Source organism: Christiangramia marina, assembly GCF_048285865.1.
Taxonomy (GTDB): domain Bacteria; phylum Bacteroidota; class Bacteroidia; order Flavobacteriales; family Flavobacteriaceae; genus Christiangramia; species Christiangramia marina.
In genome coordinates this window covers 673621-687013 of sequence record NZ_JBLVTK010000002.1, presented here as the reverse complement: position 1 = coordinate 687013, position 13393 = coordinate 673621, and the positions used below count along the sequence as shown (strand labels likewise).

At 38.7% G+C, this 13393-nt stretch carries 8 protein-coding genes; 2 read left to right on the top strand and 6 right to left on the bottom strand.

Going from position 1 to position 13393, the window contains the following annotated elements; translation table 11 throughout:
- The 6 genes from ACNKXS_RS09620 to ACNKXS_RS09595 all read right to left on the bottom strand — a co-directional run.
- Positions 1-545, bottom strand: a 545-nt coding sequence (locus ACNKXS_RS09620; RefSeq protein WP_417920676.1) for a 3'-5' exonuclease, incomplete at its 3' end; no start/stop codon positions are given.
- 102 nt (positions 546-647) lie between these two features.
- Positions 648-1769, bottom strand: a complete 1122-nt coding sequence (locus ACNKXS_RS09615; RefSeq protein WP_417920675.1) for a PepSY-associated TM helix domain-containing protein — start codon at positions 1767-1769, stop codon at positions 648-650.
- A 60-nt stretch (positions 1770-1829) separates the two neighbouring features.
- Positions 1830-4205 carry a TonB-dependent siderophore receptor gene (locus ACNKXS_RS09610; protein WP_417920674.1) on the bottom strand — a complete coding sequence of 792 codons (2376 nt, stop codon included), beginning with the start codon at positions 4203-4205 and terminating at the stop codon, positions 1830-1832.
- Positions 4206-4373: 168 nt separating this feature from the next.
- Positions 4374-4505 carry a hypothetical protein gene (locus ACNKXS_RS09605; RefSeq protein WP_322302070.1) on the bottom strand — a complete coding sequence of 44 codons (132 nt, stop codon included), beginning with the start codon at positions 4503-4505 and terminating at the stop codon, positions 4374-4376.
- A 67-nt stretch (positions 4506-4572) separates the two neighbouring features.
- Positions 4573-11025 carry an alpha-2-macroglobulin family protein gene (locus ACNKXS_RS09600; RefSeq protein WP_417920673.1) on the bottom strand — a complete coding sequence of 2151 codons (6453 nt, stop codon included), beginning with the start codon at positions 11023-11025 and terminating at the stop codon, positions 4573-4575.
- A gap of 110 nt (positions 11026-11135) precedes the next feature.
- Positions 11136-11900: a helix-turn-helix domain-containing protein gene (locus ACNKXS_RS09595; protein ID WP_417920672.1), complete on the bottom strand. Its 765-nt coding sequence runs from the start codon at positions 11898-11900 to the stop codon at positions 11136-11138.
- Between the two features lie 264 nt (positions 11901-12164).
- Here ACNKXS_RS09595 and ACNKXS_RS09590 point away from each other — a divergent pair, with 264 nt between their 5' ends.
- Together ACNKXS_RS09590 and ACNKXS_RS09585 are read left to right on the top strand one after the other, a co-directional pair.
- The gene (locus tag ACNKXS_RS09590) at positions 12165-12560 is read left to right on the top strand and encodes a type III secretion system chaperone family protein (RefSeq protein ID WP_417920671.1); all 396 of its coding nucleotides are present in this window, start codon (positions 12165-12167) and stop codon (positions 12558-12560) included.
- Between the two features lie 11 nt (positions 12561-12571).
- Positions 12572-13288 (top strand): PspA/IM30 family protein, encoded by a 717-nt coding sequence (locus tag ACNKXS_RS09585; protein WP_417920670.1) that lies wholly within the window; start codon positions 12572-12574, stop codon positions 13286-13288.
- The last annotated feature ends 105 nt before the right edge of the window (positions 13289-13393 follow it).

Genomic DNA, 13393 nt, shown 5'->3' with positions numbered 1-13393 from the left:
CTTTTTCTGTTCAAAAATTCGGTGACAACTTCGAGTTCAGGATCTAGCGAAAGACAACGTTTTAACAAGATCACCGTTGCCTCACAATCACCTTGCGCACGATGTCTATCGTAAATAGGAATGTTGATGGAGGTACAGATATTTCCCAAACTGTAAGAAAACAAGCCTGGAATCAATTTCTTCGTAAGTCTTACGGTACAAAGACGCTTTCTCTTAAAATCCATGTCCAGCATCGCAAACTCAGCCCTCAGTATATTATAATCGAAGTTCACATTATGAGCGACAAAAATGCAGTTTTTCGTGATTTCCATGATCTCTTCTGCGACTTCAGAAAACTGCGGTGCACTGCTTACCATTTCGTCATTGATTCCGGTAAGACTTTCGATATACAAGGGTATGGACTGGCTGGGATTTATAAGTGATGTAAAGGTCTTTGTGATTTCACCATTCTCCAGAATGATCACGCAAACCTCTGTGATCCTGTTTCCTTTGATACCGTTCCCGGTAGTCTCAATATCAACAACCGCGTATTTCAACTCCTCCATGGCTGCAAATTACTACAATCTTCAGAAAAAATAAAGGAAAAAATCCAAACTAATGGAATTAATCCAATAACGTTAATAATTTGAGCAATTGAGCTCAGGCTATTATCTGTGTTTTTTCTTCTTCAACTTATTCAGCCAGATCATGGTTCCGGTAACGGGCAGGGAAGTGGCAATCAGGCAAGCCAGGAAATAGATGATATTGGATAGAGTCCCAAAGATTTCGCCAGTATGCAGAGGTTTTATGAGAGACGCCACCTGCACATTTAAATCCTTTTCGTCAAAAAGCTCCTTTTTCACTACAGATCCATTCCTGTCCAGAACCAACAGATCTGGAGTTGACGGAGACCAGTTGTTGTCATCATATTTTCTGATTTCGAACACATTGGTTTCTTCTTGCGGGATACTGATATTTGTTTTGCCCGCATATGTCAACTCTGAATTGGAAATAGTATAGGCTTCTGAAAGTGAAATTATCTCAGAACCTGGCTCTTCAGAAGTGATTCCAGGACCACCTCTTCCTCCAAAGATCTTAGTTCCCAGAACCTGGCTCCCTGCTTCCCGATACCATTCAAAAGACCAGCAAAGTCCCGTAAGAATCATGATCACTAAAAAAATACAGGAGTAGAAACCAAGAGTATTGTGAAGATCATGATTAATTCTTTTCCAGTTTGCAGACCATTTGATCTTGAATCCTGGTTTGAAAGCTTTCCATTTCCATTTCTTCGGAAACCATATAATAATACCACTGATGGATAGAAATAAAAAGATAATTGTGGCCACACCTACAATGGGTCTTCCAATGCTGGTATCCAAAAGAAGCCACCGATGCATTCTAAACATTACACTGAAGAATCCGTTTAGAGGTGAAGGTTCAGGTTTAAGGATTTCAGCTGAATACGGATCCATCATAAACGTGGTTCCACGACGATCTTTCGGTGATGTTTTTACTCGAAATTCATAGGCTTCAAAAGCTTCAGTCGGGATCGAAACAGAGGAAACAGTACCTTTTTCCGACATTCTGGAGGTTAATTCATCAATTGATAACTTTTCCGAAGAAGGAACAACGCGAAGTTCTTCAGCAAAAATTGATTCGATCTCCTTTTCAAAAACCAGCATGGTTCCACTAAAACAAACCAGAAATAGAATAATTCCGCTAGCCAGACCCAACCAGAGATGGACGTCTGTCATAAACTTTCGAAAAGTATAGGCTTTCTTTTTTTTCATTTTTAATATTTAAGGTTAGGAACCACGCTGTTTAGATTGTTATTTATGTAAATCGTTTAATTAGAATCTATAGGAAATTACTCCGCTAAAAGTTCTTGGGTCCGTTTGATTGATAAACCTGGTTCTATAGGCATTGTAGCCAATTTCATCAAAAATATTATTTGCAAGAATCCTAACATTCCAGTTCTTATCAACCTGGTAGGCAGCCTGTAAGTTTACCTGCGTAATATTATTTACATCGAAAGGTTTTTGATTTGGCACGATACCCTGGTGAGTTACTGCTCCGGCAGACCAGTCATTAACAGGTCTTTCACCCGTGTAATAGACACCTCCACCAAGAGATAATCCTTCAAGATGCTTTAAAAATGAATAATTCACATAGGTATTAAAGGTGTGTTTTGGTGTATTTAGAGGTGCAGAGCCGTATACAAAGGAAGTGTGATCCTTATACTGCGCATCGATATACGAATATCCAGCGATCACTTCCAGATTTTGCAATGGCCGCCCCGTAATTTCTACTTCAACTCCCTGCCGTTGATCATTTCCACCTTGTTCAAAAAATCCAGTTGCGATCCAGTTTTCATCGTATACCGGAAGATTGATGTTCTTATTATTTATTCTGAAGAGGGTAAGGTTAAAACGCAACCTGCTATTGAGCCAGTTGGTTTTGATACCTGCTTCTACCTGATCGTAACGTTCATTCCCCAATTCTTCACCATTTTCTCCAATTCTGGCTGCTGTTCTAGGGTAGGAGCTATTGGTATAAGAAGCAAAAACATTTACATTTTCAAACGGAGAAACGATAATTCCAGCAAGCGGATTAAATGAATCACTTCTATTGTTTTCATCGCCGTTAATGGTTTCTACAGAAGAGTAACGCACTCCTAAAAAAGTTTTGAACCATTCAGTAAAAGTGATCACATCCTGAGCAACAAAACCTATAGCTTTAGACCTGGCAGTTCCTTCATTTGCTGCCGCAAAATTAATTCCATTTGGTAACGACCGGCTATTGGAATTATTGAAAACATCAATAGTATCTACAGCTGAAGCAGATTTGCTGAAGGTTTCGTAATTGGTTGTACGATAATCAAAACCAACCTGAAAAATATGACTCACGGCACCGGTTTCGATTTCATCTCCAATTAGATCAAATTGTACCACGCTGTTCTTGTCATTACGGGTGCTTATTCCGTAGCCACGAGTTCTCTGATTATAAACGGGTACATCGTTTTCCACTACCACATTTCCAAAACTGGCACCCTTGTTATCAAGATCCAGATTAGACCTGTAGAAGGCGGCGCGAAGACTAAGTTTGTGGCTTAGATCCCGATTGATTCTAATGGCGTAAGTACTATTTTCTGTGTTATTACGATCGTTTTCGTAACCTAAAAAGACATCGTATGGCAGGTCGTAAATCGCGTTTTGATCATTTTCAGCAAGATTAACTGTTCCCACATCTGGAGTTCTGCTATCTGAGAAATAATCCATTTCAAGAGTTATTTCGGTTTTATCATCTGGCTTCCATTCCAGCGAAGGATTGATATAGAAGCTCTCTCCAGAAATTCCGCTGCGGTAAGAATCTTTTCTCTCCAATGCTGCATTTATTCTAAAGGCAATATTCTTTTGCTCATTTAGAGGACCATATACATCGAAAGCCGGTCTAACTAGTCCGTAGCTGCCAACTCTCATCGAAGCTTCACCACCAAACTGATATTTTGGAGTTTTGGTAACGATATTTACGACACCACCAGGACTTCCAAGGTCGGTGGCAACGCCTTGTGTAATGGAAGCGGCACCTTTAAGAACCTGGATATTGTCAACACCCTGCATGTCGGTTAGAATACCTGTTCCTCTAAAATCTGAATGTACACGCACTCCGTTTTTCAAGATCGGAATTCCACGAAATCCCCGGGAAGAAATACTCTCACTTCGGTTTCCATAAGTAGCAAATGTATAAACTCCGGGAACATTCCTTGTCGCTTCTGATATGCTGAGTGCTCCCTGTTGTTGGATGAGCTTATCTGAGATTACTGAGATACTTTGGATTTGTTCGTAAGGCTCTAGAGGCAATCGGGTAAGAGCCTCGATCTTATCTGGATGGCTAAACCTGTTTCCAAAAACCTCAACTTCCTGCAATTGATCATCAATTTCGAGATCAATATTTAATACAGCCGGTCGATCGCTGAATTGTACTTTCACTTCGGTAGTCTGGTAACCAATCGCCGAAATGCTTAGTTGAAGCTCTTCATCTGGTAAATTGTATAATCTGAATTCGCCTTTAGCATTTGCCGAAGTTCCCTTATTTAATTTCTGGATGAGAATTGTAGCAAAAGGAACAGGTTCAGAATTATAAAATATTTGACCTTTGATGTCTGGTTTGGATTGAGCTAGTGTTAGAAAGGGTATTGCGAGTAGTAGAAGTATTAGTTTATGCACCTGTATTTATTTAGACTAATTATAAACAAGCTGCGAATGTATTTAGATTTTTAAGAATTTAAAAATTGTTTAGAATGATTTTAAATAAAATTTTATTCTGAAACGACTAAGTGGTTGAGATTCAAAAGAAAAAGCTTTCGCATTGCGAAAGCTTTTTTCTTTTTGATTTTACTGAAACAAATAGAGCAGGATCATGATTCCTATCCCAGTACTTAAAATAGCGTACTTCATCAGGTTGTAGCTTTTTTCTAAGCGTTCGATCTTCTCAGTAAATTCATGGTCTTCGTTCAATCTGTCCATGATATTTAATTTGGGTGCTTCAATATCTAAATATTTTGTTAAAACCCCAAATTACTTCTATAATTTATTACTGTTGTTCTATGATCTCCACTCGAATTCCGCTGGTATATCCGGAAAATTCAGGAGCATACATAGATTCTATCGTGCTAATTCCATTCGAGAAGGAACCAGCATTATTGGCTCTTACGGTATATTCAAGAATATAAGTTCCCTTGCGTAATTTATCGAAGAAGAAATGAGTAGCAGCATCTCTGGTGCTTTCATAATAGCTGGTATTATTTTGATACTTGTGTTCACTAATCACGTTTGTTGGTTCAAAACCACTTGCACGCATATCCTTCAAATGAATAAACTCCATATCTGCTTCAGCTCGTACGACTAATCGAACGCTTACCAGGTCTCCTACTTTCAGTGGTGTATCAGAATTTATTTTCTTTAATTCATTATTTCCAGTATTCAGATATAATTCTTTTTCGATATTAAGCGGACTCTCAGAATGAGTTCTGATCTTATCCAGATTCTCAAAATACTGCCAGTAAGCGCCACCATAGCCGGCGGTAGTGTTATTGCTCTTTATTTCAATATTTCCAAAATCTTCTGAAAATTCTCCGGCTTTCCATGTTTTTTTGACATAACCAGATCCAGCTTCAGCAGTTGTATTACTTAGTTCTTCCATATCAAGTTTCTCTCCGCCAATCATGAATTGAGTATTCGAGGATACTGGAAGTATATCCATGCCCTGCATTAGCAATGCATACACCGCTGCAGTTGTAGATTTAGTAGTTTCCCAGTAGTTGGTTCTCTTATTCTGAATTAACCAGATCTTAAGTTCTTCAATTGTTTCTACATCTTTGGAAACTTCAGCAAAAGCCTGAATTATTAAGGCTTGTACTTCAACAGGAGTATTAAATGATCTCCAGCTCGCAGTATTTTCTTTCCAGTACATGCCATAAGTTTTAGATTTTACTGCCGTCTGTTTCAGCGATTCAATGATCTCCAATGCTTTTGCGGAATGCCCAAAACGATTTAATATTATTGCCAGTTCAGCCTTTTCTGAAAGATTGTAATCTGTCCAGCGTTCCTTTTGATATTCCAGAGCTTTGTCAATGAGGTCTTTTTGCTCAGCCGGGATCGGGAATTCTTGCTGGTGCATGCTTCTGGTATGTGCGTAAGCAAGTACAGTGTAGCTTTTATAAAAGTCGGTTGAATTCCCTGACTCTCTTCTTTTCTTCTGCTCCATCAATTCCTTATCCAGATAAGTGATTGCATTGGCAAGAATTCTTCGATCATCCAGGTCAATTTTCATATTTTTCAATTTTCCGAAGCCTTCGATGATATGAGAAGTGATATAATAATTATCTCTACCGCCGGCGAACCATGGAAAAGCTCCCGAAGAATTCTGCATTCTCCGCAACCTGGTCAACATAGAAGTTAGTTCTTTGTTGATTCGCCCGGTTTCGAACAACAATCCTACTCGTTGTTGCTGTAAACTTTCAGATTCAGCATCCTGTACCCACGGAGTTTCAGCAAGTAAAAGGCTCTTGAGTTCTTCATTTTTCTGAAGATTGCTCACCATACTGGAATCTTTTCTCCATGCTTCATAAACTTTAGCGATCTCAGGTTTTGAGTTCACAATTTTCTGACCAACGGAATTAGCGAAGATCTTCGAAAATATCTGTTCAGAACATTCATGCTCATATTCCATGAGATATGGTAAACTTTGCAAGGCAAACCACCCGGGATTAGAAGTATATTCAAATGTAAAGAGATGATTCTTCAAGGTTTCAGAGTCATTCGATTTCAGGTTTTCAAATTCAAAGCTTTCAGTTTCTCCAGCTCTTACAAACAGCGGGATGCTTTCGTAAACCAGCATCCTGTTCTTCAACACAGGAAGTAAATTCTCTTCCCCATCACTAAAATCTCCTGCTGTCGCAATGATTCTATAGGTCACTGCAGGAATGGTTTCAGGAACAAAAAGTTTCCAGCTTACCACTCTGGTTTTTCCCTCTTGGATCTTGAAAGCTTGCAGCGATTCAGTATTTCCCATCGGGATGTCCACAGGCTCCATTGTCACGGCATTGAATAACTTCAGTACTGCGTTGCCGGTCATTGGTTCACTGGAAAGATTAGTTACTTTCGCCTTGAAAATGATACTATCACCCTCTCTTAAAAATCGTGGTGTATTTGGTACTACATTTAGATCCTTGCTTGTAGTTACAATTTCCTCCAGTTTACCGGTGCTCCAGTTGCTGCTATGAGCTAGCAATCTCAATTTCCAGCTGGTTAAAGCTTCCGGAGTGGTAAAGCTGAACGATAAACTTCCATTTTCATCCAGTCTAAGATCCGGGAAGAAAAAAGCTGTTTCCTGTAGATTTGTTCTTGCATCAACATTTTCAAGGGCTTCCAGGGATTTGCTGGTGGTGATGATCACCACTCCATCCACTGCTTTGCTGCCGTAAAGAGCAGTAGCTTCAGCGCCTTTCAGAATTTCGACACTTACTATATCTTTTGAATCGAGCTCGTAGTTCTCAACAGGTTTTCCATCTACGATAAACATCGGGCTTCCACTTATGCTTGAACTACCTCTAATTTTAAACTCGGTGTTGGCTCCGGTTCTGGATACCTCTACGCCGGCAACCTTGCCCTGTAACAAGGCTATAGACTCACTTTCCTGATCGGCAACTTCCATGACTTCTTCGGCTACAGCCTCACCATAACCTACAGCTACGACTTCATCCAGACTGGCAGAATCGGCTTCAAGGTCAATAAATACTTCAGTCTCATCACCAAGCTGGAATTCCTGACTCACATAACCTACGTAACTAAAGATAAGTGTAGCGTTTTTCGGAGCATCGATTCCAAATTCACCATCGAAGTCTGTCTGTGCTCCAAGACTCGAACCCTTGATGATTACATTCACTCCTGGTAGCGGTTCCCCATTTTCATCAACCACTCTTCCCTGTACACGAGCATCAGAATCCACCTTATTGCTCACCTTCAACGTACGTAGATAATTCCTGTATTGATAACTGTTAGGCTGTCCAAAATAAAAACCAAATTGAGAGAGCTGATCAAAGCGAAGATTCACCCGACTATAATAGTGGTGTCTGCCAAAATATCTATACAGGTTAGTGCTTCGGCCTAAATTATCGAAATACAGGGATGGATAATCAGATCTAAATCCAGTAAATCCGGTATCTGTATTCCACTCATCTTTTTTAAATTGATCAAGCGAAATATCATACATTGAAGTCAGAACTTCAGCTTCCTTTTTCTCACCAGAAGTAGATACATTGAAACTCCAGGTTTCTTCAAGTCCAGGTCTTATTTTATTTCTGAAGGTTTCCGTAGAGATTTCAAGATCTTCGGAATCTTTTCTGAAGTTTACCACTTCACTAAACTCAATTTGCCGGTTGTTCATAACTGAAGATACAACCAGTTTAAATTCAGGATCCTGCAGAGCTTTTAGCGGAATCTTCAATTTTAGTTTTCCATCAAGCTTAAAGTATTCTCTAAAAATGGAAGTACGGCCGTTTCTGAATGCTGAAACACGAATTCGCAAATTATTGATAGGAGAACTGATCTCAACCTGTGCGTGATCATCTAAAGCTAATGTTTCTTTATTGATAATACTTACCAGAAGATCCTGATCTGTATAAGCCTTATTACTTTCAGGATCCTGAATGCTAATAACCTTTAATAATTCTTCTGATTTGTTTTCATGTCGCAGTTCGAAACTCAGTAAGTAACTACCGGCCTCCCAATTTTTGGTAGCGATCTCATCCTCAAAATCCCCATCTGATTCAAAACTGGATTCATACAATTTTTCCAATTTTTCCCAGTTTTCTGGCGTTGTCAACTTTCGGTAAGGTTCATTCGGGAATAGTCTTTCAAATTCGGCTTTAGAAATAAGTTCAAATTCTGGAGCCTCCCACCATCTTTCCTGGTAATGCTTTTCAGGGCTCTTGAGTCTATAAATTTTATAATTACCCGTTGCAGGTACCTTTTGATCATTGAGATTTTTTGTTGCCAGATCGATTTTCAGCGTATCCTCAATATCGATCTTTTCTGCAATTTCAAGCTTTGGAAGAAAATTCTTATTCCCGATTTTAAGCGACTGCTGTGCATCTCTCGTTTCTCCACTTACATCGGTTACCGAGGCAGATACGGAGTAGCGATATATAAGATTATTAAGATTGGTGTTCTGGTCTGCCCTGGCTTCAAAAGGAATGATAAATTCCCCATTTTCATCTGTTTCAGTAGTATCAGTTTTAATAATTACTGCATCTGAATAATAACTTCGCCACCACGAATAATGCATACGTTCCCTGGTAACTGTGTAGGCAACTTTAAGATTTGGAAGCGAGGCACCAATATAAGCTTCAGCAGAGCCCTTAAGTTCAATCGTTTCACCTAACTCGTAAGCTTTATTTATGGTGTCAAAACTTACCTCAAAAGTTGGTCGTTTATATTCTTCTACACTAAAGTATTTGTAATCATCCTGAAAGTAATTTAAATCATCCCAGAATTTTGAATCGGTTTCAATATATTCTTCGGCATAAATGGAGAACTGGCCGGTAAGGTTGTTGACTGGAAGATCGAAACTACCTGTAAAAGAGCCATATTCATTGGTTTTGAATCTGAACTCATGAATTTCGTTCTCATTGGGGTCATCTACGAATACATCTATATATTCATTAGCAACTACACTGGTTGAATCTTTTCTATGTTGAAGCAGCACTCCTTTAAAATGTACCTTCTGACCAGGACGGTAGATCGCACGATCCAGGAAAAAAAGCACCTTCGCCTGTGAATCATCATTTTCATTATTACTATAATTATATCGATGACCACCGCGATTGTAAGATGAGGAGTAGAAATCATCTCCCTTTGTAAATTCTAAATTTTCTTCCCAATATCGATTCCCAGAATAGCTATCCAGTGCTATCTCGCCGTCACGATCAGAAGTTCTGGAAAGAATGGTGGTATTGCCCTTTTTTACTTTTAGAACAACGTCGCTTAGATTTTCTCCTGACTTTCGATCAACTACATGAAACAAATTTTCCTTCTCAAAATCTGTTCTTGATACAGCAATGTTAGTCACCAGGTAAGTCCCGGAAGTATGATTGCCTTCTGAATCGTATAAATGAACAAGATACCTTCCGAAATCATTTCCCGGAATTACAATTTCAGTGGTATGTTCATTATAATCTGTTTCTCCTGGTAAAACGATCTGTACGCTATCTAAAATTTTTGCAGCAGCTTTTTTTATATAATCTGCTCTATCTCCATAATTTACATTATCAAGGAAATTCATGCTAACCTTACCTAATTTCATATAGATAGTATCCATATTTTTATAAGTCAGTTTAGCTCGACCTGGTTCATTATGGGTCAGTATGTTTTGCAATTGTGTCTCCAGACTTGGAGCGGTAAGTCTTTTTATAAGATTCTGGGCATTCTGCCGGGTAAGCGTATTGCTATAGTTGGACCCAATAAGTTTTAAAAGATTGACCGCTTTAGCATTATATTCGGGATACTTCAGTAGTCCTTCTTCATCTCTTTCTGAAGTTTTTTCAGCATAGGTATTAGCCAGTTCGAATAGAAGCAGAGCCTTAATTTTCCGGTCTTTTGAATTTTCTTCCAGCTTCTCAATAGCACTAATATATTTCTGAAAGTCATCATGAAATTCAGCATGAACAAATTCAATACGTTGTAACTTCCAGTAATTCAGCGATACTTCACCTTTATTCTTTGAGTGAATTTTTTCCAGTTGTTGATATTGTCGTAGAGCAAGCAGCCTAGAATTCTCACCCTCAGCAATTTCGGCATCTACAAATCGGGAGTCTGTCGCGAAAAGAACCTCTTTGCTAATTTCGGTTTTCGCATCCTCAAATTCAGTACTAAAAAAGCTTTCGTCTCTTAGAAATTCCAGGTAACGTCCAGCCAGAAGATCATAGATAGAAGGTCTGAAATCTCTCGTTATGGTCTTAGCATTTAAAAGCACGTCAATTTCAGAATTGGGAAAGTTGGCCAGTTTGCCGGGATTGGCAATAGATTTTTTATGAGCGGTATGAATACTGTCTTTTATAGTTTCGAGAGACCAGGTGCTCAAATCTTTTTGGTTAGGATCATCGATTTGTTTTTGTTCACGGCGGCTCCACCGGTTCTGTCTGTAATAATCACTTAGTAATTCAGCTTTATAACTCTGCAACACCTGATCAAATGGAAAAGGAATTTGAGCGGTAGAAATATTGACATCCTGAAGGATGTAGCTCTCAGCGTTCTCGTGATTGATCTGGTAAAGACGGTAATGGTAGATCTTAGACTTAATAAGTTCATCATACTTTTTCTCACTTTTTGCCCGCTGCATTAAAATATCGGTATGCTCTAGAGCATTCTCAACTTTTCCATCTTTCTCAAGAGAATTGATCTGTATCCAACTTTCTTTATAACTTGGATTTTGGGCGAATAGTAAACTTTGGGATAGGATGAAGATCCCTAAAAGCAATTTTTTCATAGGTAGCAGGTTAGGTTGTAATGCTATTAAAAAGGTACTAAAAGATTTAGCACTGCAAAGGTTATGCCTGTAATTTTATAACACTACAACCTGAACTAAAGCCAGAGAAATTAATTGTTGAGAGACGTACGCAGTTTATGAAATTCTTCCTCTAAAAAACTCAGTTGTTGTTTGATGTCGGTATTTCTACTATCTGGAATACGATGGTAAAAAGCGTATTTGATCTCCCATAGCTCTTTAACATCAGCGTAAGGAATCTCAATATCTTCAATGCCCTTATGGTCTGCCTTAAGAATAAACTTTTTTGCCGACTGGTATATTCTTCTCAGGAATACTTTCTCTTCGGAAACTACCAGGAACAAACACGCACTTGCTAAATTAGGGTATTGCTTCTTCTGAACTTTCACGCCTATCACCACATCTTTCGGGTAAAATCCATCAGAATCGGTGCTCATTTCGAGGTCGTGAATTACAAAAGCTCGCAGATCTGACTCGTGATAGATTGGTAGATGGATTTCTGGCAAGTCTTCTATAAAGTTATTTTTCTGATGATGCGCTATATAATCCTGTTGTAACTCCGGAGTGATACAGGGTACCTTTTTACAGATATCTGGTTTCGCATTTAGATCATCATGCTCGGGTTTTCCTTTGAATTTGAGTAATTCGTTTACGGTAAGTTCACTGGTTAGCAAATCATCTATTGGAATGCTAAAATAATTAGCAATTTTTATGATGGTTTCTATTTTAGGTTCGCTTCGCCCTTCCTCGTAGGCGCCTAAAGTCCCGCGTTTCAGGTCGAATAGCTCAGCAAAAGCCTGCTGACTCAAACTACGAACCGATCTTATTTTCCTGATATTTTTTCCGAATAACGACATTAATTGCTAATATTATTTGCAGAATTGAATTTTTATCGTAAATTAGTCTAACAATATTAGCAAATACATTTTAGTATTGCTAATTTTTTTAGTCTGAAATGTTCGAACACTCAGAGATCTGTCAATAACCAACTAAAATTAGAATTATGATCTCATTTATTATCGATGTAGCCACCGAGCTTATCACGTTTCTTTAACAAAGTCTTAATACTTTTTTGTATTATTAGGCTCTCAAAATAGTAGTACTAACCGTAATAACCACCTATGAAAAATCACTTCAATATTACGAGAGATTTTTTGCTGGAATTGAATTTTAATATCACCCGGGAGAATCCGGAAGATGGACTTTTAGTGATTCAAAAAGAAAATTCTGGAATTAGAAATCTCATCGTGGGCGTTGCTCCGCCAATCTTAATAATGGAGCAGTACATTTTTAAGATTAAAAACCAGTCTGAAAAGATCTTTAAAAGCTTGTTACAGAAGAATCGCGATATCGTTCACGGAGCTTTTGTACTGGACGAGTCTGGTGAAAAAGTCATTTACCGCGATACCCTTCAGATTGAGAACATGGATCAGAACGAATTGGAAGGGAGCTTAAACTCACTCAGCTTATTAATGAGTGAATATTCAGATCATATCATAGAATTCTCAAAATATTAAAATTCAGCATTATGAACATCTTTAAGAGATTATTTAAAATAGGAGAGGCAGAAACAAATTCTGCCCTGGACAAAATGGAGGATCCAATCAAAATGACCGAACAGGGCATTAGAGACATGAAACTTGACTTGGACAAAAGTCTGGAAGCATTGGCACAAGTGAAAGCACTTGCGATCAGAGCAAAGAACGACCAGGAAGAATTTCAGAATAAAGTGGACGATTACCAGAATAAAGCGATCATCATCCTGAAAAAAGCACATTCCAAAGACATGGAGCAGGCAGAAGCAGATCGCCTGGCGCAGGAAGCTCTTGTGAAAAAAGAAGCTGCGGAACAGCAGGTTTTAAGAGCTAAGGAGGAGTCGGTTAAATTCGATAATAACGTGGCGCAATTACAAAAGAACATCCAGACCATTAAAGCCAATATCGGCAATTGGGAAAATGAACTCAAGACGCTAAAAGCAAGGGTTAAGGTTTCGAATGCTACCAAAAACCTGAACAAGCAAATGGCTGAACTTGATAGCACTGGTACAGTATCTATGTTAGAAAGAATGAAGGAGAAAGTAGCCCAGGAAGAAGCGCTTGCCGAGGCTTACGGAGACATCGCCAATGCTTCTAAATCCATCGATGAGGAAATCGATAAGGCGGCAGATACCTCGAAAGCGAAGGCTAGTGACGAACTGGCAAAGCTTAAAGAACAACTTGGAATGAAAGATTCTAAAAACGAATAAACTTGGATAACCTAATCAATATACTTTTTTCAGAGGTAAACGTGATCCTGAGCATTTTGCTCATTATTCTGATTCTCTACTGGATCATCACCATGATAGGAGGCC